A 25,741-nucleotide genomic window follows, 5' to 3' on the forward strand; every position below is an offset into this window, starting at 1 on the left:
CGACGCGGCGGGTTGGCGATTGACCTTTTCGCGCACCGGGGCCTTACTGGTGTCATGCAAACGTACCTGCCAATCGCCGAAGTCTCTGTGAACGCATTCCTGCTTCTGGGGTTGGGCGGGCTGGTGGGAATCCTGTCCGGCATGTTCGGTGTCGGCGGCGGGTTCCTGATTACGCCGCTGCTGTTCTTTATCGGCATCCCGCCTGCGGTGGCGGTGGCGACCGGCGCAAACCAGATCGTCGCCTCGTCGTTTTCTGCCGTGCTGGCGCATTTCCGACGCCGAACCGTCGATCTGGCCATGGGGTCGGTGCTACTGACTGGCGGGCTGGTGGGATCGGGCCTTGGCGTGTTTGTTTTCAACTACCTCAAAAGTCTGGGTCAGGTCGATCTGCTGGTGCGGCTGTGCTATGTCATTTTCCTCGGCGTTGTCGGCGCGCTGATGTTCGTCGAAAGCCTGAACGCCCTGCGCAAGGCGCGCAAGGCACAGGTCGGGGCAAGGCCGCCGCGCCGCCCGCGCACGCTGGTCCATGCCCTGCCGTTCAAGATGCGCTTTCGCACCTCGGGCCAGTACATGTCGGTAATCCCGCCGCTTATGATCGGGCTGGCCGTGGGGGTGCTGGCGGCGATCATGGGGGTCGGCGGCGGCTTTATCATGGTGCCGGCGATGATCTATCTGCTGGGGATGCCGACCAAGGTGGTGGTGGGCACCTCGCTGTTTCAGATCATCTTTGTCACCGCCTTTACCACCATGCTGCACGCCACCACCAACCAGACCGTCGATATCGTGCTGGCGGTCTATCTGATCCTTGGCGGTGTGATCGGGGCGCAGATCGGCACCCAGATCGGGCTCAAGCTCAAGGCCGAACAGCTCCGCGTCCTGCTCGCGGCGCTGGTGCTGGCCGTCTGCGGCAAGCTGGCGCTGGAACTGCTGATCCAACCGGCCGAGCTGTATAACCTGACCGAACTGGGGCGACATTGACGCCCGCTTTCGCCCCCGTTCGCACCCGGTTCCCCGCCGCCTGTTTTCGTCTATGATCGGTGGAGAAAGCGGAGTTAGATAATCCCATGCACATGCACTCCCAGTCGCGGACGTTTCGCCCAGTGCCTTTCCTGTTCTCGGGCTTGGCGGGCTGGCCGGGATCTTGTCGGGCCTGTTCGGCCGGAGGGCACTGAGCCATGTGGCGCCAGTTTGCCTTGCTGCTTCTGCTGATGTTTCCTCTGGCCGCCAGCGCACAGGAAGAGGTCGTGCTTGGCCTGTCCAGCGACCGGGTCGCGATCACCACCAGTTTCGACGGCTCCGAGATCCTGATTTTCGGGGCCGTCAAACGCGAAACCCCGATCCCCGCCGACCCACTTGAGATCGTCATCACCGTTGCCGGCCCCTCGCATCCGGTGCTGGTGCGCCGCAAGGCCAACCAGCTTGGCATCTGGGTCAATACCGACGCTGTCGAAGTCGATGCCGCCCCCTCGTTTTACGCGGTGGCCACGACCAACCGCTGGGCCAATGTGCTCAGCGACACCGAAGATCTGCGCCACAAGGTCAGCATCGGGCGCGCGATCCGGTCTGTCGGCGCCCCGATGGAGATCACCAACGCCCCTGATTTCACCGAGGCGCTGATCCGTATCCGGCAAAAATCCGGCCTGTATCAGATGCTCGAAGGCAAGATCGCACTGGACCAGCAGACGCTGTTTCGCACCGCCATCGACATGCCGTCCGACCTGACCGAGGGCGACTATACCGCGCGCATCTTCCTGACCCGGCAGGGCGCGGTGGTGTCGCAATATGAAACCACGATCAACGTGCGCAAGGTCGGGCTGGAACGCTGGCTGTACATGCTGTCGCGCCAGCAGTCGATCCTGTACGGGCTGATGTCGCTGGCCATTGCCATCATTGCCGGCTGGGGCGCATCGGCGGCCTTTACCATGATCCGGAACCGCTAGCCGCGCCCGATATAGGGCATCTTGGTCGCCATCACGGTCATGAACTGCACGTTCGCCTCCAGTGGCAGGCTGGCCATGTGCAGCACCGACCTCGCCGCCTCCTCCACTGCCATGGTTTCGGGCAGCAGCGCCTCCGGGTCGTCGGCCTTCTGCTTGGCGACCAACTCCTCGATCATCGGTGTGCGGGCATTGCCGATGTCGATCTGCCCACAGGCGATGTCAAAAGGGCGCCCGTCCAGCGACAGGCTGCGGGTCAAGCCGGTGATGGCATGTTTGGTCGCCGTATAGGGCGCCGACTGCGGCCGTGGCACATGGGCCGCGATCGAGCCGTTGTTGATGATCCGTCCCCCGCGCGGGGTCTGCGCCCGCATCGCGGCAAAGGCGGCGCGCGCGGCCAGAAACATCCCGTTCAGGTTCACGTTGACCGAGGCATACCAATCATCGAGCGCAATCTCGTCGATGGTCCCCGCAGGGGTGAAAATGCCCGCGTTGTTGAACAGCACATCCAGCCGCCCGGCCCGGCCTGTAAATCGGACAAAGGCCGCCTCGACCGCCTGCGGGTCGGTCACATCGGCGGGCAGCACCACGGCAGTGTCCCGACCTGCCGCGACCTCCTCCAACGCCGCGGCGCGACGCGCCAAAAGGCCCACCGTCCATCCCTCATGCAGGAACAGTTCGGCGGTTGCGCGCCCTATGCCAGAGCTGGCGCCAGTGATCAGGATCGTGCTCATCCCTCTTGCACCTGCAGTTCCAGCGCTGCCACCGGTGCCGCGCGCAGATCGTCCACCCTGAGCGGATAGGTCGGCTTGGACAGCCGGTTGCGCACCACCCAGATCAGCCGGTCCTGCGCCCGGGTGATCGCCACATAGGCCAGCCGCTTCCACAGCGGTTGACCGGCCTCGATCCGTCCCATGCGCGCCGCCGCGTAAAGATCGGGGGCAAAGACCTGCACCGTATCCCACTGGCTGCCCTGCGCCTTGTGGATGGTGACCGCCGCCCCGTGCAGGAAGGTCGCCCCCATCCGCGCGGCAAAGGGAATGAACGGCTCTTCTTCGTCCGGCTTCTCGATCTTGATGATCGAGGCGGCGCTGACCTGCGGGTCTTCGGCCCCGATCACATGCAGGCGGGAAAACCCCGGTTTGCGCCCGGTGCCAAGATAGATCACCTGCGCCCCCTTGATCAGGCCGCGCGCCTCAAGATCCAGCCGTTTCTTGCGGTGTTTCAGCGGCAGCTCGATGCCGTCGCAAATCAGCGGCTCGCCCTCGACCAGATCATCTTCGGGCGCGCCATGGACGGCACGAAAGGCGCTGATCAACCGGATGCGGGTGGCGTTGCGCCAAACCAGAACCGGGCTTCGCGCCATCAGGTCAACCTCGACCCGCTGGCCCCAGACCACCCGCTCGTCGCGGCGCGCGCTGTCTTCGATCATGCGCTCGAAATCTTCAAACCCAAGCTGCGGATCGGCCAGCGCATGGGCCAGATCCAGAATCGGATTGTCCGCCTCTTGCCGGTGGATGCGGTGCAACTCCAGCTTGCGGTCCTCGGGCAAGGTCTCGAACGCCATCGCGCCCGACTGGTTTACCGGAGCAAGCTGCGCCGGATCGCCGAACAACACCAGATTGGGAAAAATCTCTTTCAGGTCATTGAACTGGCGGTCATCCAGCATCGACGCCTCGTCGACAAAGCCGATATCCAGCGGATCCTCGCGCCGTTTCCAGCCGGTGATGAAATCAGACCCGCGCAGACCGGCAGCGGCCAAGGCACCGGGAATCGATTTGTTGACGCCGTAGAACGCCGCAGCCCGATCCAGCGCCACATCGCTCAGCCCCTCGATCTCCGGGCGTTCGCCATTGCCCGCCAGCCATTCGGCGATCCGCTCGTATTCGGGATCATAGACGGGGGTATACAGGATACGGTGAATCGTGGTCGCCGGAACCCCGCGAAACCGCAGCACACTGGCCGCCTTGTTGGTGGGCGCCAGAATCGCCAAGGTGCGCCGGTCGCGCCGCTTGCGCCCCTCATAATCGCCCGAGATCACATCGACGCCAACCTGTTCCAGCGCCTTGTAAAGCTCGGCCAGCAGCAAGGTCTTGCCAGACCCCGCCTTGCCAACCAGCGCCATCGTGCCAGCGCCGGTCCCATCGGGGCGCGGCGGTGTCAGCGCACCCGCCTCAAGGTCGACCCCTGCCCCACGCAGCATCTCGGCCACGCTGTCAAAAGCGGCTGCCTGATCGTCGGAAAATGTGAGTGCCGGCGCTGTCATGGCGGTGACCCTACCCTGCCGCCGCGGCGGGCACCAGAGACAAGCGGCGGCATACACGACGCGCGCTGTCAGGCCTGTTCGCTGGTCTCCGACGCGCTCTCGGACGTCTCTTCGGCGTCTTCAATTTCAAGGCTGGTTTTGGATTCAATGTTCGCATCAAGCAATTCCCGGCTGGCGGTCCAACTGGCCAGTTTCAATTGCAGCTCTAGATGCTCCATGCCGTTCTTTGCGGCAAAAATGCGCAAATCCTCCAAGACGGCCAGCAACCAGTGCAAACGAGACATTAACAACTCATCGAATTCCTACGTGTATATACCTATCACCACACACGAAAATATCAAATTGATATTTAAAACTCTCTAAAAACCGCCACGCACGAAACGAAACGGCCCGCAACACATTCTGCGCTGCGGGCCGTATATGCATTCCCTTTCGGGCAGTTCAGCGCTGGCCCGCCTCCAGCACCTCTTCGAAGGTGCGCAGCCCGGTTTTCGGTGATTGAACCAGAACCGACATATTGCCCGGCTTATGTTCATTGCGCAGCATTTTCATGTGCGCCTGCGGCAGGTCATCCCAAGTGAAGACCTCGGACATGCAGGGATCAATCCGCCGCTCCAGCATAAGCCGGTTGGCCGCGGCCGCCTGCTTCAGATGCGCAAAGTGCGACCCCTGCAAACGCTTCTGGTGCATCCACATATAGCGCACATCAAAGGTACAGTTGAACCCGGAGGTGCCAGCGCAGATCACCACCATGCCGCCCTTTTTGCACACCAGAGACGAGACGGGGAATGTCGCCTCGCCCGGGTGTTCAAACACCATGTCCACGCTCACGCCCTTGCCGGTGATCTCCCAGATCGCCTTGCCGAACTTGCGGGCTTCTTTCAGCCAGGTGTTGTATTCCGGCGTGTTGACGGTGGGCAGACGGCCCCAACAGCTGAAATCCTTGCGGTTGATCACGCCCTTGGCGCCCAGCGCCATGACGAATTCGCGCTTGTCCTCGTCGCTGATCACGCCGATGGCATTGGCGCCTGCGGTATTGATCAACTGGATTGCAAAAGACCCCAACCCGCCCGAGGCGCCCCAGACCAGAACGTTCTGACCGGGTTTCAGATCATGCGGATGGTGACCGAACAGCATCCGATAGGCGGTGGCCAGCGTCAGCGTATAGCAGGCGCTTTCTTCCCAGGTCAGATGCTTGGGCCGCGGCATCAACTGCTGCGACTGCACCCGGGTGAACTGCCCGAACGACCCGTCCGGGGTTTCATAGCCCCAGATCCGCTGGCTGGGCGAAAACATCGGGTCGCCGCCGTTGCATTCCTCGTCGTCACCGTCATCCTGATTGCAGTGGATCACGACCTCGTCGCCGACCTTCCAGCGCTTGACCTTGTCGCCAACCGCCCAAACGATCCCGGCGGCGTCAGAACCGGCAATATGATAGGGTTGCTTGTGACCATCAAACGGGCTCACCGGTGTGCCCAGCGCGGCCCAGACGCCGTTATAGTTGACGCCAGCGGCCATAACCATGACCAGCACTTCATGGCTGTCTAGTGTTGGCGTGTCCACGACTTCCAACTGCATCGCGCTGTCGGGATCGCCATGGCGTTCCTTGCGGATGGCCCAAGCATACATCTGCTTGGGCACATAGCCCAGCGGAGGCATTTGCCCCATCTCATAGAGATCTTTCTCAGGCGCCTCATAGGGCGCGATATCGCCGTGGGTGTCCAAAGCCATGATGGCCTCCTTACATATCCTCGGTGCCGCAATGCAGAATCGCGGCTCTCGTGAGAGGGATATGAATAGCCACGCAACATTGCAACAGATAATCGGTCATGTTTTGTAATTATATGACCCAGCGGGTGCAGAAACTACTTTGCGCCCGCAGAATAAGCGGCCGAATAAGCGTCAAGCTAGCCGACGGCATAAGCTACGGTCCTGGCGGCATCAGATGACAGATCGAGTTGGCGTAAAACCGCAACAACTCCAGCCCCTGCGGATCGACCACATAGCGCCCCCCGTCCTCTCGCAGCGCCTCTTGCGCACTCAGCGCGCGCAGCCCGGCCTCGGTGGCCGCATGGGCATCAGAGCTGAACCGACCCACATTCGAGACCGGCAAGGTCGCCATTGCGGCGCGGGCGCGGGCGTCGATCTCGGCGCGGGTCATGGCCCCATACGTCAGCATCAGCCAGGCCACCAAGGGCACCGGCAGCACCGGCACGCCATCGGCGATTCGCTGCATCAGTCGCCGCGCCAGCACCCGGGTCACGTCGCCGGGGATCTCGGCCTGCAGGGCGTCTAGGGACAGCGGTGCGCCAAAGGTCACCACAGCCTCGCCAAAGCGCTGATACCGCCCGGTCAGCCACAGCCAGCATTGCCGCAACACTTGGGCGAAAATCACCCCGATCCGCGCATTGAACCGCCGCCCGGTCCCCTGCCCGGCGGCAATCAGGATGCGATCCTCCAACACCCGGTCATAGTTCAGCGCGACCGGGACAAAGACCACGTCGCGCCCCTCCGGATCAAATCCCGCCGTGATATAGGTCAACAGCCCCAGCTTCGGCGGCATCAGCCCGCCCGACAGGCTCAACCCGCCCTCCGGGAACATCGCTTGGGTCACACCGGCATCCGTGGACAGCCGCACATAGCAGGCCAGCACCGCCCGATAGAGCGCATTGCGCGACTTGCGGCGGATGAAATAGGCCCCCATCGCCCGGATCAACCGGCTCAGCGGCCAGACATGCGCCCACTCGCCCACCGCATAGGACAGGGCCGAACGGTCCGCCGCCAGATAGGTGACCAACACGTAATCCATATTGCTGCGATGGTTCATCACGAACACAACCGTTGCCTCGGGATCGATCGCTTTCAACGCCGGCTCGTCCAACTGCCGCAACCGCACATGATAGATGGCGTTGCTCAGGATTCGCGCCAACCGGATCGCAACGCCAAAATAGATCGAGGCGGAAAACGACGGTACGATCTCGCGGGCATAGCCGCGCGCCTGCTGAAAGGCGACATTGTCGGGGATCCCCTCGGCGCGGGCGTGATCGGCAATCGCCTGGCTGACATGGGGGTTATATATGATCCGCTGAATCATGTCGTATCGCCGCGTCAGCTTGAACGGCTGGATCGGCCGCTCCAATCGCTGGTTCAACTGCGCAACCGCCCGTTCCAACCGCCGCCGGAAAAACCAGCGCACCGAGGGAAACAGAAAATGCGACGCAAAGGTGACCGCCGCAAACAGCACGATCAGCCCAAACAGCCACAGCGGAAGTTCGACAGTTCTTGTCATATGCAAGCCTTGCCGCAACCCGGCCCCGGGGAGAAGAGGGAACATGCACGAGAAATCGGCAAATGCACCCTCGCCAAAGCCGCGACCAGGGCCTTCGCCCCGATGCCGCAATGCAGCGAATTGACATGCGTCGATAATTACGATTTAGAGCGGTAAAGCGAAATAATCTTGCGGCCCCATATCAAGAGGTTCCCGATGACGCAGACGCAGAAACCCCGCCAGACCGACCGCCCTTGGCTGATCCGCACCTACGCCGGGCATTCCACGGCCAAGGCCTCCAACGCGCTCTATCGCGGCAACCTTGCCAAGGGGCAGACCGGCCTCTCGGTGGCGTTCGATCTGCCGACCCAGACCGGCTATGACAGCGACCATGTGCTGGCGCGTGGCGAGGTCGGCAAGGTCGGGGTTCCGATCTCGCATCTGGGCGACATGCGGATGCTGTTCGACGACATCCCGCTGGACCAGATGAACACCTCGATGACGATCAATGCCACCGCGCCATGGCTGCTGGCGCTTTATATCGCGGTGGCCGAGGAACAGGGCGCGGATATCAGCACGCTGCAAGGCACGGTGCAGAATGATCTGATCAAGGAATACCTGTCGCGCGGCACCTATGTCTGCCCGCCGAAACCCTCGCTCAAGATGATCGCGGACGTGGCCGAGTATTGCTATACCAACGTGCCGAAATGGAACCCGATGAACGTGTGTTCCTATCACCTGCAAGAGGCCGGCGCGACGCCCGAGCAGGAACTCGCTTTTGCGCTGGCCACCGCCATCGCCGTGCTCGACGAATTGCGACCCCGTGTCCCGGCCGAGGATTTCCCGGCCATGGTCGGACGCATTTCATTCTTTGTGAATGCGGGCATTCGCTTCATCACCGAGATGTGCAAGATGCGCGCCTTTGTCGATCTCTGGGAAGAGATTTGCGATCAGCGCTACGGCGTTACCGATCCCAAGTTCAGCCGCTTCCGCTATGGGGTGCAGGTCAATTCGCTCGGCCTGACCGAACAACAACCCGAAAACAACGTCTATCGTATTCTGATCGAAATGCTGGCCGTGACGCTCAGCAAAAAGGCCCGCGCCCGCGCCGTGCAATTGCCCGCCTGGAACGAGGCCCTGGGCCTGCCGCGCCCGTGGGATCAGCAATGGTCAATGCGGATGCAGCAAATCCTGGCGTTCGAAACGGATCTGCTGGAATACGAGGATCTGTTCGACGGCAACCCGGCAGTCGATGCCAAGGTCGAAGAGCTAAAGGAAGGCGCCCGCGCCGAGCTTGCCAATCTCGACAGCATGGGCGGCGCAATCCAGGCCATCGAATATATGAAATCGCGGCTGGTGGACTCCAACGCCGAACGCCTTGGCCGGATCGAGGCCGGCGAAACCGTCGTCGTCGGCGTCAACCGCTTCACCACCACCGAACCCTCACCGCTGATGAGCGCGGATGGCGGCATCATGACCGTGGACCCGGAGGTGGAACAGGAACAGATCGACCGCCTGAACATCTGGCGCGCCGAGCGCGACGAGACCGCCGTGCAGAGCGCGCTCTCGGCCCTACGCGAGGCGGCCCGCAACGGCACAAACATCATGATCCCCTCGATCGCCGCCGCCAAGGCGGGCGCCACCACCGGCGAATGGGCGGAGCAGATGCGCGCGGTCCACGGCACCTATCGCGGCCCCACCGGGGTGTCGGGCTCTGTCTCGAACAAGACCGAAGGGCTCGATGACCTGCGCGCCGCCGTCGATGCGGTCAGCGACCGGCTTGGCCGGCGGATGAAATTCCTTGTCGGCAAGCCGGGGCTCGACGGCCACTCCAACGGCGCCGAACAAATCGCCTTTCGCGCCCGCGATTGCGGAATGGATATTTGCTATGACGGCATTCGACTCACGCCCGCGGAAATCGTCGAAAAGGCGCAAAGCGAAATGGCGCATGTTGTCGGCCTTTCCATCCTGTCAGGCAGCCACATTCCCCTTGTCGAAGAGGTCATGACCCGCATGCACGAGGCGGGTCTGGGACATATCCCGGTAATCGTCGGGGGCATCATTCCCGAAGAAGATGCCGAAAAATTGCGCGCAATGGGCGTATCAAAGATCTATACACCGAAGGATTTCGAACTAAATACGATCATGGGCGATATCGTTACACTGGTGGACCCGGAAGAAATTGCAGCTGAATAAACATGTTGTTCATTTTAGCGCTGACCTCCGCCACATTTACCGCTATTGTCCCTGACTCGTAGCGACCATTCGGTCGGTGCATATGACACTCAATAGGAGATCGCCATGGCGCTTGATCTTTCTTCCATGTCCCGGAAAGAGTTGCTGCAACTCAAAGATGATCTCGGCGCAGCTTTGAAAGCCGCCGAGATTCGCGAACGAAGTGAAGCCCTGAAAGCCGCCGAAAAAGCCGCTGCTGAATTCGGCTTCTCGCTCTCCGAACTCTCGAGCGACGCGAAATCGCGAGCGGCCGGGAAAACCACCAAAGCCCTGCCGAAATATTTCAATCCGGCGAATCCAGAACAAACCTGGTCGGGCCGCGGGCGCAAGCCACAGTGGGTGCACGACGCGCTGAACCGGGGCGTCGATATTACTGAAATGGAACTTTGAGGCAGGCCGTCTCAAAATGACCATTCATATTGGTGCAGCGCCCGGCGACATTGCCGAAACGGTTTTGATGCCGGGCGACCCCTATCGCGCGAAATGGGCGGCGGAAACGTTTCTTTCCGACATCCGCCAAATCAATGCCGTGCGCGGAATGCTGGGCTTTACCGGCACTTGGAACGGCCATCGCGTCACCATTCAGGGCAGCGGCATGGGCATGCCGTCGCTATCGATCTATGCCAATGAGCTGATCCGCGATTACAACGCCCAGACCCTGATCCGGATCGGCTCCTGCGGCGGGATGCAGGATCATGTGGGCCTGCGCGACATCATCCTCGCGATGACGGCAAGCACGCTCACCTCGCCCTCCTCCGCCATTTTCCGGGAACTGAATTTCGCCCCCTGCGCCGACTGGTCCTTGCTCAACGCCGCTGCGACGGCTGCCAAGGCCAAGGGCACGCAGACCCATATCGGGGGCATCTATTCGTCGGACACCTTTTATGACGAACGCCCCGATCTGAACGAACAGATGGTGCGCCACGGTGTTCTCGGGGTCGAGATGGAGGCGGCCGAGCTTTATACCCTCGCCGCCCGCTACAACCGCCGGGCGCTGGCGGTTCTGACCGTCTCCGACCATCTGATCACCGGCGCCTCCCTGCCCGCGCAAGAGCGCGAGCGCAGCTTTGCCGATATGGTCGAAATCGCCTTGAACGCGGCCTTCCCGCAATCCAGCTGACCCAGCTTCGGGGCCTTTGCCCCGCCTCAACGCCCGTGGCTGCGGTCATAGCCGTTCGCAGGCGGCGAGACCCAGCCCGCCAGCGCCCCTTCTTGCGGCGCGAACACCTCGATCAGCAACGGGTGGCAGACCGCCGCATCACTAGAATGCGCCTGCGAACAATCGCCGCCGGGACAGGCGCTGAGCGCGCCCAGAAGATCAATCTCGGCAAAGATCTCCAGATAATCGCCCGGTCGCACCGGGCTTGCCTTCATGAAATACTGCCCGGTGTCGCGGGTGAACCCGGTGCACATGAAAACGTTGAGCACGTCATGCACATGCGGCTCTGCCTCGGCCAATGTCATGCCGGCATGATCAGCCAGCGCCCGGATCAAGTTGGAATGGCAGCAATGGTGATATTGCCCGCCTGCCAGCAGATTGTGCGTATAGGGATCGCAGCGGGTGCCGATCACGTCATGCACCGAGCCTCCAAAGGCATCGATCCCATACCATGACAGCGTGTCTTCGGTGATCGTCGCCATGGGCCGCAGGCTGGGAAAACTGCTCCACAGCCGATCCCCCAGACTCACATGCGTGCCATGCAGGGCCCGCGTCTTGCCGGAATAAAACCGCTCGTTCAGATCCCGCGCATTCCACAGGTTCAGATCCCCCACCTGTGCCCCTTCGACAGAGGAGATGCGACAGAATTGCCCCGCCGCCACTTCGAAGGTCGCCGCCTCGCGCGGCGGTGCGATCACCTCTGACAGTTTGCGCGCCCCGACCCGCGCTTGCGCATAAAGCGCCAGATCAGGCTGCGGCAGCCCCACATCGGGATAGCAGATCACCGGCGCGATGGCGCGGCGCGCCTCGGCATCTGCGGGCGGATGGGTCATGGCAGGGCTCCTGTCGGTTTCCCCCAACAGAGCGCGGCCCCCCAAAAATCACAAGTCCCCCTTCGATTCCCTTCCCCCCTTCTTCTTGTTTCAAATACTCAAAAAAAAAGCCCGGCCAAAAGGCCGGGCGAATCGATATCGATCAAATTCCGAACACAAGCGCCGCGTGGGGCAGCCGGTCAGATCACAATCACATCCAGCGGCGGAAAGCCGTTGAACCCGACGCTGGCGTAGGTCGAGGTATAGGCGCCACAGTTGCGGATCAGGATCCGATCCCCGGACTTCAACCCCAGCGGCAGCTCGACCGGGCGCTTTTCATACAGCACGTCGGCGCTGTCACAGGACGGCCCGGCCAGAATGCAGGCGCCCATCGGCTCGTGATCGCGATCGGTCACGAATTGATAGCGAATCGCCTCGTCCATGGTCTCGGCCAGCCCGGAAAACTTGCCGATATCCAGATAGACCCAGCGATGCAGGTCGCTGTCGGACTTGCGGCTGACCAACAGCACCTCGGCGACGATCATCCCCGCCTCGGCTACCATGCCACGGCCCGGTTCCGCCATGATCTGCGCGACATCCCCGAACCGCTCGGTGATCAGCTCCATCACCCGCGCGGCATAGGGGGTCGGCCCCTGAATCTCCTCGCCGTAATAAGCCGGGAACCCACCGCCGATGTTCAGCAGCTCCAACCGGTGCCCAGCCTCCTGCGCGGCGTGCCAGACGGCGGCCACCTGATCCAGCGTGGCGGTCCACATTTCGGCCCGCCGGGTCTGGCTGCCAACATGGAACGACAGCCCGACCGGGTGCAGCCCGAGCGACACCGCCAGATCCATCAGCGCAATCGCCTTGTCCCGGGCGCAGCCGAATTTGCGCGACAGCGGCCAGTCGGCCTCGGAGGCATCCACGATCAGCCGGATATAGACCCGCGATCCCGGCGCAAATTCCGCGATCTTCTCCAGCTCTTCCTCGGCATCGGCAGCAAACAGGGTGATGCCGGCGTGAAAGGCAAACTCGATATCGCGCGGTTTTTTCACGGTATTGCCGAACGAGATATGATCCGGGTGCGCCCCAAGCGACAGGCACAGCTCGATCTCGGCGCGCGAGGCGGCATCGAACCCGGACCCGAGGTTGACCAGACGCTCGACGATTTCACGCGCCGGGTTGGCCTTGACGGCATAGTGGATGCGCGCCCGGCCCAGCCCGGCCTTCAGCGCGTGGAACTGATCGGCGACGCGATCCACATCCAGAACCAGCGTCGGATGATCGAACTCGCTCGAGCGGATGAAATTTTCGATGCGCGACTGTGGGCGCACGTCTTGAGAGACCGGAAAACCGGTTACGTATGCGTTCATTGGTCATCTCCATAAGACCCGGCCATTCCAGTTTCCCGGCGCAGACCGCTCACTTCAAAAGGAGACGTTACCGTCGCTACGTAACCTTAGGGGCGTTACCCCTTTCGCCAGAGGCGCGTGCGTTGGCGTCTTGAACGCGCATATCGGGCCAAACCCCGAGTCGATCAAGAGAAATATTCGCGCGCTTCGATTTTTTTTCTGAACACTGTCAGCTGTGGTTTTTGCGGCAGATCCGCGGCGCGCCCTCGCCGCTCTCAGGCAGCGCGCCGCCACAGGCAGCGCAGCGCCAGACACCGCCCGCCCGATCCAGCCGCCAGCGGCAGTCGCGCGTCAGCGAGGTGCTGCGATGGCGCCAGATGAAATAAGCCGGCACACCAAGCAGAAGCAGAAACAACACGGGCAAGGCAGGCTCTCCCTTTGGGTCGGGGGCCTACCTAGCGCATCGCTCCGATACCCGCCAGCGCGGGCTCAGGCGGCTGAATGATACTGGAACAGCTCTTGCACCAGATCGGCAGCGTCATCGCGATACTGGGGCTGCGGTTCGGGTGTGTAATAGGCCCAAGCCTCATTCAGGACCTGCAACGCGGCCTGTGCGGCAGCGGCGTTTGCAGTAGTGGCGTCGGGGGTGACTTTTTGGGTCTGTGCGGCATCAAACATGGGTCGCTCCGGTAATCTCAGAGGCCCTCCCTGCGCCAGAAGCTAATGCAAATGCTGCACTGCCGCATCGGACAAAAACGCAATCTTGCCATGCGCTTTCTGCATCACCCGACGATCAACGCTCCGGCCAGCCCCAGCCCGAACCCCAGCACCGCCCCTAGCGCCGGCGCGCTGCTGTCACGGGTGCGCGCAGCGGGGGCCACGTCCTGAAACACCAGATACAGGATACCGCCGGCGGCAAAGATCATGATCCCGCCCAGCACAGCAGGCCGATCGCCCAGAAAGCTCATTCCCAGCATGGCGCAAAGCGGCCCAAGTCCGGCCAATGCGACAAAGATCAACATCAGCGGCCGCGCGCCCATCCCGTTGCGCCAGATCTCGCCAAAGGCGGAAAACCCCTCGGGCACGTTTTGCAGAAACATCATCAGCGCCAGAAGCTTGGCGGTGGCGGCCTCGGTGATCAGCATTGCGCCCAACGCCACAGCCTCGGGCAGGAAATCAAGCAACATCGCCGCCAGCAACGCGCCCCCACTGACGCCCCCACTGGCATCGCCTCGGCCGCCCCCGCCTCCACGGCCACCGCTGCGTTCCAGCATCAGGTCAAGCAGATAAAAGGTGACGCCGCCCAGAAACAGCAGCCCCAGCGCCAGCCAGGGCGGCAGCATGGCCGCGCCCTCTGGCACCAGCACCAGCGCCACCGCAGACAGCAACGCGCCGCCGCCAAAGGCGATCAGCGCGTGCATCACCTCTTCAGTGAATTCGGTCTCGTGGCTATAGGCGGTCCGGGCCAGCGCCCCGCCAAGCGGCAGGGAAAGCCCTGCCGCGCCGGCGAGTAAAACCGCGCTGAATAGCGGGTCCATGGTCTGAGATCAGACCGTACGTTCCAGCATCATCTTCTTGATCTCGGCAATGGATTTCGCCGGGTTCAGACCCTTGGGGCAGGTCTTGGTGCAGTTCATGATGGTGTGGCAGCGATACAGCTTGAACGGGTCTTCAAGCTGATCCAGACGCTCGCCCGTGGCTTCGTCGCGGCTGTCGACGATCCAGCGATAGGCGTGCAGCAACGCGGCTGGGCCCAGATACCGATCACCGTTCCACCAATAGCTCGGGCAAGAGGTCGAGCAGCAGGCGCACATCACGCATTCATACACCCCGTCCAGCTTCTTGCGGTCTTCGATCGACTGCTTCCACTCTTTCGCGGGGCGGTTGGTCTTGGTCTCCAACCAGGGCATGACGCTGGCATGCTGGGCATAGAAATGCGTCAGATCCGGGATCAGATCCTTGACCACCGGCATATGCGGCAGCGGATAGATCTTCACGTCGCCCTTGATCTCATCCAGCCCATAGATGCAGGCCAGCGTGTTGATGCCGTCGATGTTCATCGCACAGGATCCGCAGATCCCTTCGCGACAAGACCGGCGGAAGGTCAGGGTCGGGTCGATCTCGTTCTTGATCTTGATCAGCGCGTCCAGCACCATCGGCCCGCATTTGTCCATGTCGATGAAATAGGTATCGACACGGGGGTTTGCCTCGTCATCCGGGTTCCAGCGATAGATCTTGAAAGCCCGGAGATTGGTCGCACCCGAGGGCTTCGGCCAAGTCTTGCCCGTAGTGATACGGGAATTCTTCGGGAGTGTCAGTTGAACCATGGTCCGTCTCTCCTTAGAAGTTCCGCGCCTTGGGCGCGATTTTCGCCAGCGCGATGCCGCCTTCGGCCTCGGTGGTCAGCGGATCGACAATCACCGGACGATAGCTCAGATCGACCTTGTTGCCCTCGACACGGCTGATCGTGTGCACCCGCCAGTTTTCATCGTCACGCTCGGGGAAGTCCTCGGACGCATGCGCGCCGCGGCTTTCCTTGCGCGCCTCGGCGCCGGTGATCGTGGCCAGCGCGTTGGGCATCAGGTTGGTCAGCTCCAACGTTTCCATCAGGTCGCTGTTCCACACCAGACTGCGGTCAGTCACGGCCAGATCGCCCAGCTTGGCGGCGATCGCGGTCATCTTCTCGACGCCTTCCTTCAGGCTTTCGTCGGTGCGGAACACCGCCGCATCAGACTGCATGGTGCGCTGCATTTCCAACCGCAGTTCTGCGGTGGGAATGCCGCCCTTGGCATTGCGCAACCCGTCGAACCGGTCAAACGCCTTGTCGATGGAAGGTTGGTTCAGCACCGGGTTCGGCGCCTCGGGGTCGACCACCTTGCCGGCACGGATCGCAGCGGCACGACCGAACACCACGAGGTCGATCAGCGAGTTGGAACCGAGACGGTTGGCCCCGTGCACCGAGGCACAGCCTGCCTCGCCCACGGCCATCAGGCCCGGCACGACAGCATTTTGATCGTCTGCGGTCGGGTTCAGAACCTCGCCCCAATAGTTGGTCGGAATACCGCCCATGTTATAGTGAACGGTCGGCAGAACCGGGATCGGTTCCTTGTTCACGTCAACACCGGCAAAAATCCGGGCGCTTTCCGAAATCCCCGGCAACCGCTCGGCCAGCGCCTCGGGCGGCAGGTGGCTCAGGTTCAGGTGGATGTGATCACCCAGCTCGCCAACGCCACGGCCTTCGCGGATTTCCATCGTGATCGACCGGCTGACATAGTCGCGCGGCGCGAGATCCTTGTACTGGGGCGCATAGCGCTCCATGAACCGTTCGCCTTCGGAGTTGGTCAGATAGCCGCCCTCGCCGCGGGCGCCCTCGGTGATCAGGCAGCCAGCACCATAAATACCGGTGGGGTGGAACTGAACGAATTCCATGTCCTGCATCGGCAGGCCCGCGCGTGTGACCATGCCGCCACCGTCACCGGTGCAGGTATGCGCCGAGGTGCACGAGAAAAAGGCCCGGCCATAACCGCCGGTGGCCAGCACCACGGTCTTGGCGTTGAACACATGCATCGTGCCGTCATCAAGCTTCCAGCACACCACGCCCTGACACACGCCGTCTTCGGACATGATCAGGTCGATGGCGAAATACTCGACATAGAATTCAGCGTTGTTCTTCAGCGACTGACCATACAGCGTATGCAGGATGGCGTGACCGGTCCGGTCGGCCGCGGCACAGGTGCGCTGCACCGGCGGGCCGTCGCCAAACTCGGTTGTGTGGCCCCCGAACGGGCGCTGATAGATCTTGCCCTCTTCGGTCCGGCTGAACGGCACACCATAGTGTTCCAGTTCATACACCGCCTTGGGCGCCTCACGGGTGAGGTATTCCATCGCGTCGGTGTCACCCAACCAGTCAGAGCCCTTGATGGTGTCGTATAGGTGCCATTGCCAGTTGTCCGGCCCCATGTTGGACAGCGAGGCGGCGATACCGCCCTGCGCCGCAACAGTGTGCGAGCGGGTCGGAAACACCTTGGTCACGCAGGCGGTGCGCAGCCCCTGCTCGGCCATGCCCAGCGTGGCGCGCAACCCTGCACCGCCGGCGCCCACAACCACGACGTCATAGTCGTGGGTTTCGTATTCGTATGCAGCCATTGTCTTGTGTCTCCCGTTCGGAGTTAGAGCGCGATGCGGGCGATGGCGAACAGGCCGACAGCCGTCGCGGTATAGCTCAGCAGTATCGTTGCAATGATCAGCGCCCGCTGTTTCCAGCCGTGCACGTAATCCTCGATCAGCACCTGAGCCCCGTCCTTGAAGTGGCGAAAGCCGACCAGAATGGTCAGCCCCGCAACGATCGCGGGGAACGGTTGGCTGAAATAGGCGATAACCTCGTCATAGGGCCGGCCCAGCATCGGGCCAAAGGTAAAGACGAACAGCGGGATCAGCCCCAGAAGGGCGACCGAGCTGATCTTCATCACCCAGAAATGATGGACGCCGGACTTGGCGACACCCAAGCCAGCGACTCGCTTGCGGTCGGTCAGGTAATGCATGGCGGCCTCCTCAGATGACGACGACTGTGAGCACGGTCAGCAGGACAGAGCCCCAGATCGCGATCCAGCCCAGTTTGGTTGCGGCACCCAGTTCCAGCATCTTGGCATTGTCCCAGATCAGGTGTCGGATCCCTGCCAGCGTGTGATACCACAGCGCCCAGAGCGACAGGAACATTACCAAATCGCCGAACCAGCTTGTGATCACCGCATCGGCCACGGCAAAATACGCCTCTGACGTCGACGCGGCAAGGAACCACCACACAATCAGCAGCGCTGCGAGAAGCAGGGCGTTGCCAGTGATCCTGGTCAGGATCGAGGTGATGGAGGTAAGCTGCGGGCGATAGATCGAGAGGTGCGGCGAAAGCGGGCGATTGCCCCGATTAACATCGGCCATGTTGGCTCCTTTCCGGTTGGCTGCGCTTTTACTACGCTCTTTCCTGTGCCTCTGTCACGCGTGCGACGTATCAAAATCCACGGTTTTTTGATGCGGCAGTGCAGAATGTTGGAAATGTGATCACATGAAACCAGCGTGTGATCACGAAATCCGGGGTTTCCCGCCCCGCCCCCGGCACCGGGCCCCAGTTGCGAGGCTCTGAGTCTCTCGCGAGCGACCATCGCCCCCGCATCGCCCCCCGGCCCCGCCCGCGCCCTGTCGGCCCCGCGGTGGTTTCTGGCTCAACCTCGGCCTCCGACCTTGTATCCGGCTTGCCATAGCATCAGATGTTACGGGCACGGGGGGAGAGACGCGGTTCAAAAGGAACGTTGCTATGACCCAACCTGAAGAGAAAACACCACTCCATGAAAATAGCGTCCCGTTCTTCTGGCCCTTGGCGGCCGGGATCGAAATGGGCGAGATGGGGCTGGACCTGTTCCAGCGCAACATGGAATTCGTCAACCTCGCCGAAAAGGTCGCCCACCCGCCCGACTCCGAATGGGCAACAGCCAATCGCATCCGCCTAGATCTGGACACCATGCGGCTGCGCGATTTCTCGGCGCCGGATGCCAAGGGCATTCCGGTTCTGATCGACGCCCCCTTTGCAGGGCACAGTTCGACCATCGCGGATTTCTCCGAAGGCCAGAGCCTTGTGAAAACCCTGCTCGACAACGGGATTGGCCGGCCACTGGTGACCGACTGGAAATCCGCCACCCCCGAGATGCGCGATTACGACATCGACAAATATCTGGCCGAACTGAACGTCGTGGTCGACGATCTGGGCGGGCGGGTCAATCTGGTGGGCCTGTGTCAGGGTGGCTGGATGTCGGCGATGTATGCCTGCCGCTTCCCCGACAAGGTCGAAAGCCTCGTGCTTGCCGGGTCGCCGATCGACACCAATGCCGGAGACGGCCCGATCCGCGAAATGGCGCATCGCCTTCCGCTCAGCTTTTACAAGAAGATGGTCGCACAGGGCCATGACCGGATGCTGGGCCGCAACATGCTGGCGGGCTGGAAGAACATGCACCCCGACCAGCAGTATCTGGGCAAATACCTCGACCTCTACGCCCATATGGACGATCACGACTATATCAAGCGGACCAAGACCTTTGAAAGCTGGTATGAAAACCCGCTCGACCTGCCCGGGATCTACTACATTCAGGCGATTGATCTGCTGTTCAAACAAAACCTCTTCGCCAAGGGGGAATTCATCGCGCTGGGGCAAAAACTGGCGCTGAAGCAGATCACCTGCCCGACCTATCTGCTGGCGGGCGCGAACGACGACATCACCACCAAGGAACAGGTGTTCGCCGCCCGCGACCTGATCGGCACCCCGAACGAGAAGATCGTCGAGAAACTGGTGCCCGGCGGTCATATCGGCCTGTTCATGGGGTCCCATACGCTGGCAGACGAATGGCCGGTGATTTCGCAATGGCTGAAAGAAAACGGCGGGGCCTGAACCCCGCCGCAAGCCACTACATCGGCATCAACACCCAATAGTCCAGATCCAGCAGCACATCGGGCAGGTACTTGCCATCGGCGCCGCGCAATTCAAACGGCGCGCCGCCCTTGGTCGCCACCAGCCGCAGCCTCACCGCGCCGACACCCGGCGCGGCGGTCTCGGATTTGTCCAGCACCTCGGACCACGCCTTGATCGTGTCCCCGGCGAAACAGGGGTTGGCATGTGCCCCGCCATTCAGCCCGACGATCATCTGCGCATTGGCCAGCCCGTTGAACGACAGCGCCCGCGCCATGCTGATCACGTGGCCACCATAGATCAGCCGCCCGTCGGGACGAAAGCTCAGGTCGAAATGCACCTTGGCGGTGTTCTGCCACAGGCGCGTCGCCATCATGTGCTCGGCCTCTTCGATGGTGACGCCGTCGACATGGTCGATCTGTTCGCCGATCTCGTAATCGCCCCAGCGATGCGGTTCGCCCGCCAGATCGAAATCGTAAGCGCTGAAATCCAGCCCCTCGGGGATCACCAGATCGGCAGCGTCCAGCCCTTTTTTCAGCTCGGGCACCACCGGCTCAGGCGCGGGCGCGTCAAGGTCGGATTTGCGCACCATCACCCAGCGCACATACTCCATCACCACCTCGTCGCGCTGGTTCAGGCCACGGGTGCGCACATAGACCACGCCGGTCTTGCCGTTGGAGTTCTGCTTGACCCCGATGACCTCGGATTCCGAACGCAGGGTATCGCCCGGATAGACCGGGATCAGCCAACGCCCCTCGGCATAGCCAAGGTTCGCCACCGCGTTCAGCGAAACATCCGGCACCGTCTTGCCGAACACCACGTGAAACGCGGCCAGATCGTCAATCGGAGAGGACGCCAGCCCGCACCCCTGCGCAAAGCTGTCCGAGGAATAAAGCGCATGGCGCGCCGGATACAGCGCATGATACAGTGCCCGCTCGCCCCCCGAGACGGTGCGCGGAACCGCATGTTTCAACACATCCCCGACGGCGTAATCCTCGAAAAACCGGCCCGGGTTGGTCTTTTGCTGGCTTTGGGCCATTCACTGCTCTCCTAGTTTCATGTCGGGGGAATAGACGGCCTCCACCTCCTTGGTGACCGCCTGACCGCAGCGCATCACACCGCGCGCCGCGTCAAAGGCATAGGTGGGCGCCCCGTGCAGCACCCACCCCTTGGCCAGCGCCGCGCTGACCTTGTGACAAAACGCCGAGGTGTCGTCCTCGGTCAGCAAACGATATAGTATGCTCATCTTCACCCTCACCCGAATGCCGGATAGCCAAGCCACAGGTGGATATATCCGATCACCACCAACAGCACGGCACTGATCGCCAGGAACATCGCATCCTTGCCAAGGCTGCCTTTGGCCGGCGGGGTCCAGTCAGGCTCGGCCCGGTTGATCACCACCATCTCGACGAGTGCCCAAATCCCCACGCCGCCGAACAGGATAAAGGACGGCACATCGCCATTCACCAACAGATGCGCTACCGACCAAAGCAGAACCCCGGTCAGCATCGGATGCCGCATCCGGTACAGCAGCGCGCCTTTCGACGGGCCCGGCGTGGTCAGGTAAAGCGCCACCAGCATCAACAGGTTGTTGATCCCCACCGTGGCCGGATGACGGCCCCAGAAAAATGCGCCATCCGCCCCGCGATAGCCGATGACCATCAGCACGATGGCAACGAACAGAACCAGCGCCACAGCGCCCTTGCCCTTGTCGCCCATGGCGGCGCGACGCGCCGGCGCCACCCGCTTGAACAGATGACCGGCCCACCAAAGCGCCACACCCAAAATCAGAAGTGAAAAAACCATCGCCGTCTACCCCGCTTGCAGTGCCTCGATTGCCTGTGCTTTTGCCAGTATTTCACGTGCGGTGACAACATGCAGGTTTTCGACGATCTTGCCGTCGACCACGGCAACCCCCTGCCCGCTGGCCTCGACCGCTTCAAAAGCAGCGATCTGGCGCCGTGCAAGGTCGATCTCTTCCGCCGAAGGGGCAAAGGCGGTATTGGCCACCGCCACCTGCGCCGGGTGGATCAGCGTCTTGCCGTCAAAACCCATGTCGCGACCTTGGGCACATTCGACCGCAAGCCCGTCGTCGTCCTTGAAGGCGTTATACACCCCATCGACGATCACCAGCCCCTCGGCCTTGGCCGCCAACAGGCACAGGCCCAGCCCCGCCATCATCGGCAGCCGGTCGGGCCGGAACCGCGTTTGCAGCTCCTTGGCCAGATCGTTGGTGCCCATCACCATGCCCGTCAGCAGCGGATGCGCCGCGATCTCGGCAGCATTCAGCATCGCTTTCGGGGTCTCCATCATCGCCCAGATCGGCAAATCGCCGGTGATCTTGGCCAAGGCGTCGATATCGGCGGCGCTCCCCACCTTGGGCAGCAAAACCGCGTCCACATCCATGTCACAGACTGCGCGCGCATCGTCAGCGCCCCAGTCGGTCTCCAGCCCGTTGATCCGCACGATCTTGACGCGCGGATCATAGCCGCCCTGCGCCAGCGCCTCTTTCAGCGTATCGCGGGCGTTGTCCTTTTCATCGGCCGACACCGCGTCTTCCAGATCAAAGATGATCGCGTCCACCGGCAAACCACGGGCCTTGTCCAGCGCGCGCGGCTTGGAGCCGGGGATATAAAGGACGGAACGATACGGGCGGGAACGGGGGTCCATGAAATTCTCCTCGGGTCATAATGTTGCGCGCGAGAGGGGCATTCTTTTGCGGAAAGTTCAAGTGGAAATCGCCGCGTTGCAGCAAGAGCCACCCCGCACGGCCCGCCAATCCGGCCCACACCAACAGCCCTGCACATCAAACCGGCGCAGTCTTAAAACCGGCACCGTCTCAAAACCCGCGCAGTCTCACATCAGCCCGTCCCAGATCAGCTTGCCGCCCGTCACCAGCAACAAGACATAGGTCAGCCCGAAAAACACCCGTTCCGGCACCAGATCATGCGCGCGCACGCCCAGCCATGTGCCAAGTAGCGCAACGGGTGCCAGCATCAGGTTTGCCTTGGCGGTTTGCAGCGTGAACATGCCCAGCCAGGCATAGGGCACGAATTTCACGCTATTGAGCACCCAGAAGATCAGCACGGAACTGGCCTGATACTGCGTCTTGCTCAACCGCTGCGACAGCAGATAAACCGCCGCCGGCGGCCCTCCGGCATGGCTGACAAAGCTGGTGAACCCGGTCACCACTCCGGCCAGCAGCCCGACCCAGCCCGGCAACCGCTCGCGAAACGGGTGAATCCAGCCGCGCCGCTGGCCAAGCTGCCAGACAACGAACAGCACCGAGATGCCGCCGATCAACAGCCGCATCGCGTCGGCATCCGCCACCCGGTACAGCGACACCCCCAAAACGACTCCGGGCACCCCGCCAAGGATCAAAAGACGCGCATCCGGCCAGTGCCAACGCCGCCAATAGGGTTTCAACGAGGCCACATCGATCAGCATCAAAAGCGGCAGCATCACCCCCAGCGCCTGCCCCGGCTCAAGGAACAGCGCCAGAATCGCGGAGGACGCAAACGCCGCGCCAGAGCCGAAACCGCCCTTGGAAACCCCCGCGAACAGCACCGCCGGCACCGCAACTGCGAAAAAGCCTGCGCTCAACTCCAACATCGAAAATTCTCCTAACAGGCCGCGTTTTCAACGGCTTTCCGGTCTTGCTCAGGCCAGCCCCCGTGCCGCGCTGCGGCATCGACCTGCGCGTAAGCCTTGCGTGCGCACCCGTAAAGCACTAGTCAACGCGCACTTCCAACCGGACCGGAGATATTTCCATGGCCAGACCCAAGATTGCCCTTATCGGCGCAGGTCAAATCGGCGGCACGCTCGCACATCTTGCCGCGCTGAAAGAACTTGGCGACGTTGTCCTTTTCGACATTGCCCAAGGTACACCCGAAGGCAAGGCGCTCGATATCGCCGAATCCGGCCCCTCCGAGGGGTTCGATGCCGCACTGAGCGGCACCCAGTCCTATGAGGACATCGCAGGCGCCGACGTCTGCATCGTGACCGCCGGCGTTCCCCGCAAACCCGGGATGAGCCGCGACGACCTTCTGGGCATCAACCTGAAAGTCATGAAATCCGTCGGCGAGGGCATCGGCAAACATGCGCCCAACGCCTTCGTGATCTGCATCACCAACCCGCTCGACGCGATGGTCTGGGCGCTGCAGAAATTCTCGGGCCTGCCCGCGAACAAGGTTTGCGGCATGGCCGGGGTTCTCGACTCCGCCCGTTTCCGCCACTTCCTCAGCGTTGAATTCGGCGTCTCGATGAAAGACGTCACCGCCTTCGTTCTGGGCGGCCACGGCGACACCATGGTGCCCTCGGTCCGCTATTCGACCGTTGGTGGCATCCCGCTGCCCGACCTGATCGAAATGGGCTGGACCACGCAGGACAAGCTCGACAGCATCCTGCAGCGCACCCGTGACGGTGGCGCCGAAATCGTCGGCCTGCTGAAAACCGGTTCGGCCTTCTACGCCCCGGCCACCGCGGCGATCGAAATGGCCGAAGCCTATCTCAAGGACCAAAAACGCGTCCTGCCCTGCGCCGCCTATTGCGATGGCGAACTGGGCGTGAAGGACATGTATGTGGGCGTGCCCACGGTGATCGGTGCCGGCGGCATCGAAAAGGTCATCGACATCAAACTGAACAAAGAAGAACAGGTGATGTTCGACAGTTCGGTCAAGGCTGTGAAAGGCTTGGTCGAGGCTTGCAAAGGCATCGACGGTTCGCTGGCATAAGCCCGCGCCACACCGCATCCTGATGAACGGGGCCGGCCAGTCATGGTCGGCCCCTTTCTATTGCCCGTCGACGTCTAATGGCCCCTCGGTTTTGCATCGCCCGCCGCTTGCCGGGGCAAATGCGCCGCAAACCGCTCCGAACCAGGTTTGATTCCTTTTCGCAGCACCATTTTCACCCCTGAACGCCGATTTGTGATCACAGGTTTTTCACGTGTGATCACAAAGTGCGCTAATTTGCGCCAAAATCTTTTCCACAGCTCATAGCCCCTTAACTGCGACGTGCAGACGTGCCAATACACGGCCAAATCGCAGCCAGACGGGACAGTTTATCCATGAACATCCACGAATACCAAGCCAAGGCGCTTCTACGCAGCTATGGCGCGCCGGTGTCCGACGGTCGCGCCGTTCTGAAGGCCGACGAAGCCAAGACCGCGGCCGGTGAACTCGACGGGCCGCTTTGGGTCGTCAAGGCGCAGATCCACGCCGGTGGCCGCGGCAAGGGCAAATTCAAAGAGCCCGAAGCCGGTGAAAAAGGCGGCGTTCGCCTTGCAAAATCGGTCGAAGAAGCCGCCGAGATGGCCAAGCAGATGCTGGGCAAGACGCTTGTCACCCACCAGACCGGCCCGGCCGGCAAACAGGTGAACCGCATCTATATCGAGGACGGTTCGGACATCACCAGCGAACTCTACCTCGCGCTGCTGGTTGACCGCGTCTCCTCGCGCATCTCCTTCGTCTGCTCGACCGAGGGCGGCATGGACATCGAAGAGGTCGCCGCCTCGACGCCCGAGAAGATCCTCAGCTTCTCCGTCGATCCGGCCACTGGCTACCAGCCGTTCCACGGTCGCCGCATCGCCTTCTCGCTCGGTCTGGAAGGGCCGCAGGTCAAGCAATGCGTCGCGCTGATGGGCAACCTCTACAAAGCCTTCGTCGAGAAGGACATGGAGATGCTGGAGATCAACCCGCTGATCGTCATGACCGACGGCAACCTCAAGGTGCTTGACGCCAAACTGGGCTTTGACGGCAATGCGATCTATCGCCACCCCGACATTGCCGAGCTGCGCGACACCACCGAAGAAGACCCCAAAGAACTCGAAGCCAGCAAATACGACCTGAACTACATCACGCTGGACGGCGAGATCGGCTGCATGGTCAACGGCGCCGGGCTGGCGATGGCCACCATGGACATCATCAAGCTCTACGGCGCAGAACCCGCCAACTTCCTCGACGTCGGCGGCGGCGCCACCAAGGAAAAGGTGACCGAAGCGTTCAAGATCATCACCTCTGACCCCAACGTCAAAGGCATCTTGGTCAACATCTTCGGCGGCATCATGCGCTGTGACGTGATCGCCGAGGGCGTGATCGCCGCCGTCAAAGAGGTCGGCCTGCAGGTTCCTCTGGTGGTCCGGCTCGAAGGCACCAATGTCGAGAAGGGCAAGGAAATCATCGCGAATTCCGGCCTGAACGTCATCGCTGCCGACAACCTGTCGGACGGGGCCGAAAAGATCGTAAAGGCCGTGAAAGGCTAAGG

General features: G+C 62.1%; 27 protein-coding genes. 8 read left to right on the plus strand and 19 right to left on the minus strand.

All coding sequences use genetic code 11. The features are described from left to right. Window positions 1-54 precede the first annotated feature (54 nt). A complete protein-coding gene (locus tag E1B25_RS06045; RefSeq protein WP_132827864.1) occupies window positions 55-978 on the plus strand; it encodes a sulfite exporter TauE/SafE family protein in 924 nt (307 codons plus the stop codon). A 197-nt stretch (window positions 979-1,175) separates the two neighbouring features. Beyond that, entirely contained in the window at window positions 1,176-1,940 is a 765-nt protein-coding gene (locus E1B25_RS06050; RefSeq protein WP_132827865.1) for a TIGR02186 family protein, read from the plus strand. Here E1B25_RS06050 and E1B25_RS06055 read toward each other — a convergent pair. The 5 genes from E1B25_RS06055 to E1B25_RS06075 form a co-directional block, all read right to left on the minus strand. Beyond that, window positions 1,937-2,671 (minus strand): SDR family oxidoreductase, encoded by a 735-nt coding sequence (locus E1B25_RS06055; protein ID WP_132827866.1) that lies wholly within the window; start codon window positions 2,669-2,671, stop codon window positions 1,937-1,939. The genes E1B25_RS06050 and E1B25_RS06055 overlap by 4 nt on opposite strands. Further along, complete coding sequence (locus E1B25_RS06060; protein WP_132827867.1) at window positions 2,668-4,203, minus strand: ATP-dependent DNA helicase; 1,536 nt, start codon at window positions 4,201-4,203, stop codon at window positions 2,668-2,670. The genes E1B25_RS06055 and E1B25_RS06060 overlap by 4 nt, the downstream gene beginning before the upstream one ends. 68 nt (window positions 4,204-4,271) lie before the next feature. Further along, window positions 4,272-4,487, minus strand: coding sequence for a hypothetical protein (locus tag E1B25_RS06065; protein WP_132827868.1), 216 nt, complete (start codon window positions 4,485-4,487; stop codon window positions 4,272-4,274). A gap of 157 nt (window positions 4,488-4,644) precedes the next feature. Beyond that, entirely contained in the window at window positions 4,645-5,934 is a 1,290-nt protein-coding gene (gene ccrA / locus E1B25_RS06070; RefSeq protein WP_132827869.1) for a crotonyl-CoA carboxylase/reductase, read from the minus strand. Between the two features lie 193 nt (window positions 5,935-6,127). Continuing rightward, entirely contained in the window at window positions 6,128-7,492 is a 1,365-nt protein-coding gene (locus tag E1B25_RS06075) for a 1-acyl-sn-glycerol-3-phosphate acyltransferase (protein WP_132827870.1), read from the minus strand. A 195-nt stretch (window positions 7,493-7,687) separates the two neighbouring features. On the opposite strand from E1B25_RS06075, the gene E1B25_RS06080 reads away from it, so the two are divergent. From E1B25_RS06080 to deoD, 3 genes are all read left to right on the plus strand, one after another. Continuing rightward, on the plus strand, window positions 7,688-9,667 hold the full coding sequence (locus E1B25_RS06080; protein ID WP_132827871.1) for a protein meaA: 1,980 nt from the start codon (window positions 7,688-7,690) through the stop codon (window positions 9,665-9,667). Window positions 9,668-9,772: 105 nt separating this feature from the next. Then, complete coding sequence (locus E1B25_RS06085; protein WP_132827872.1) at window positions 9,773-10,096, plus strand: H-NS histone family protein; 324 nt, start codon at window positions 9,773-9,775, stop codon at window positions 10,094-10,096. A gap of 16 nt (window positions 10,097-10,112) precedes the next feature. Beyond that, window positions 10,113-10,826, plus strand: a complete 714-nt coding sequence (gene deoD, locus E1B25_RS06090; RefSeq protein ID WP_132827873.1) for a purine-nucleoside phosphorylase — start codon at window positions 10,113-10,115, stop codon at window positions 10,824-10,826. A 26-nt stretch (window positions 10,827-10,852) separates the two neighbouring features. Here the strand turns inward: deoD and E1B25_RS06095 are convergent, their stop codons facing one another. From E1B25_RS06095 to sdhC, 9 genes are all read right to left on the minus strand, one after another. Then, on the minus strand, window positions 10,853-11,698 hold the full coding sequence (locus E1B25_RS06095) for an urea carboxylase-associated family protein (protein ID WP_132827874.1): 846 nt from the start codon (window positions 11,696-11,698) through the stop codon (window positions 10,853-10,855). Window positions 11,699-11,877: 179 nt separating this feature from the next. Continuing rightward, window positions 11,878-13,050 carry a type III PLP-dependent enzyme gene (locus E1B25_RS06100; RefSeq protein ID WP_132827875.1) on the minus strand — a complete coding sequence of 391 codons (1,173 nt, stop codon included), beginning with the start codon at window positions 13,048-13,050 and terminating at the stop codon, window positions 11,878-11,880. 208 nt (window positions 13,051-13,258) lie between these two features. Then, window positions 13,259-13,447, minus strand: a complete 189-nt coding sequence (locus E1B25_RS06105; RefSeq protein ID WP_245510639.1) for a hypothetical protein — start codon at window positions 13,445-13,447, stop codon at window positions 13,259-13,261. A gap of 71 nt (window positions 13,448-13,518) precedes the next feature. Further along, window positions 13,519-13,707: a hypothetical protein gene (locus E1B25_RS06110; protein ID WP_132827877.1), complete on the minus strand. Its 189-nt coding sequence runs from the start codon at window positions 13,705-13,707 to the stop codon at window positions 13,519-13,521. Between the two features lie 104 nt (window positions 13,708-13,811). Continuing rightward, window positions 13,812-14,567 (minus strand): ZIP family metal transporter, encoded by a 756-nt coding sequence (locus E1B25_RS06115; RefSeq protein ID WP_132827878.1) that lies wholly within the window; start codon window positions 14,565-14,567, stop codon window positions 13,812-13,814. Between the two features lie 9 nt (window positions 14,568-14,576). Beyond that, a complete protein-coding gene (locus E1B25_RS06120) occupies window positions 14,577-15,356 on the minus strand; it encodes a succinate dehydrogenase iron-sulfur subunit (RefSeq protein ID WP_132827879.1) in 780 nt (259 codons plus the stop codon). Window positions 15,357-15,369: 13 nt separating this feature from the next. After that, a complete protein-coding gene (sdhA, locus tag E1B25_RS06125) occupies window positions 15,370-17,175 on the minus strand; it encodes a succinate dehydrogenase flavoprotein subunit (RefSeq protein ID WP_132827880.1) in 1,806 nt (601 codons plus the stop codon). A 23-nt stretch (window positions 17,176-17,198) separates the two neighbouring features. Further along, window positions 17,199-17,570, minus strand: coding sequence for a succinate dehydrogenase, hydrophobic membrane anchor protein (gene sdhD / locus E1B25_RS06130; RefSeq protein WP_132827881.1), 372 nt, complete (start codon window positions 17,568-17,570; stop codon window positions 17,199-17,201). A 10-nt stretch (window positions 17,571-17,580) separates the two neighbouring features. Continuing rightward, on the minus strand, window positions 17,581-17,964 hold the full coding sequence (gene sdhC / locus E1B25_RS06135; RefSeq protein ID WP_132827882.1) for a succinate dehydrogenase, cytochrome b556 subunit: 384 nt from the start codon (window positions 17,962-17,964) through the stop codon (window positions 17,581-17,583). Window positions 17,965-18,337: 373 nt separating this feature from the next. Here sdhC and E1B25_RS06140 point away from each other — a divergent pair, with 373 nt between their 5' ends. After that, entirely contained in the window at window positions 18,338-19,462 is a 1,125-nt protein-coding gene (locus E1B25_RS06140; protein WP_132827883.1) for an alpha/beta fold hydrolase, read from the plus strand. A 16-nt stretch (window positions 19,463-19,478) separates the two neighbouring features. Here E1B25_RS06140 and E1B25_RS06145 read toward each other — a convergent pair whose 3' ends face one another. The 5 genes from E1B25_RS06145 to E1B25_RS06165 form a co-directional block, all read right to left on the minus strand. Then, complete coding sequence (locus tag E1B25_RS06145) at window positions 19,479-20,519, minus strand: MaoC family dehydratase (RefSeq protein ID WP_132827884.1); 1,041 nt, start codon at window positions 20,517-20,519, stop codon at window positions 19,479-19,481. Continuing rightward, entirely contained in the window at window positions 20,520-20,726 is a 207-nt protein-coding gene (locus tag E1B25_RS06150; RefSeq protein ID WP_132827885.1) for a DUF1737 domain-containing protein, read from the minus strand. It abuts the gene before it with no gap. Between the two features lie 8 nt (window positions 20,727-20,734). Next, window positions 20,735-21,286, minus strand: a complete 552-nt coding sequence (locus E1B25_RS06155) for an NnrU family protein (RefSeq protein WP_132827886.1) — start codon at window positions 21,284-21,286, stop codon at window positions 20,735-20,737. 6 nt (window positions 21,287-21,292) lie between these two features. Continuing rightward, a complete protein-coding gene (locus E1B25_RS06160) occupies window positions 21,293-22,150 on the minus strand; it encodes an HpcH/HpaI aldolase/citrate lyase family protein (RefSeq protein WP_132827887.1) in 858 nt (285 codons plus the stop codon). Between the two features lie 186 nt (window positions 22,151-22,336). Beyond that, window positions 22,337-23,092 (minus strand): sulfite exporter TauE/SafE family protein, encoded by a 756-nt coding sequence (locus tag E1B25_RS06165; protein ID WP_132827888.1) that lies wholly within the window; start codon window positions 23,090-23,092, stop codon window positions 22,337-22,339. A gap of 158 nt (window positions 23,093-23,250) precedes the next feature. On the opposite strand from E1B25_RS06165, the gene mdh reads away from it, so the two are divergent. Together mdh and sucC are read left to right on the plus strand one after the other, a co-directional pair. Then, window positions 23,251-24,213, plus strand: coding sequence for a malate dehydrogenase (gene mdh, locus E1B25_RS06170; RefSeq protein WP_132827889.1), 963 nt, complete (start codon window positions 23,251-23,253; stop codon window positions 24,211-24,213). 332 nt (window positions 24,214-24,545) lie between these two features. Beyond that, window positions 24,546-25,739 carry an ADP-forming succinate--CoA ligase subunit beta gene (gene sucC, locus E1B25_RS06175; RefSeq protein WP_132827890.1) on the plus strand — a complete coding sequence of 398 codons (1,194 nt, stop codon included), beginning with the start codon at window positions 24,546-24,548 and terminating at the stop codon, window positions 25,737-25,739. Window positions 25,740-25,741 lie beyond the last annotated feature (2 nt).

Origin of the sequence: Antarcticimicrobium sediminis (assembly GCF_004348975.1) — a bacterium.
Lineage (GTDB): Bacteria > Pseudomonadota > Alphaproteobacteria > Rhodobacterales > Rhodobacteraceae > Antarcticimicrobium > Antarcticimicrobium sediminis.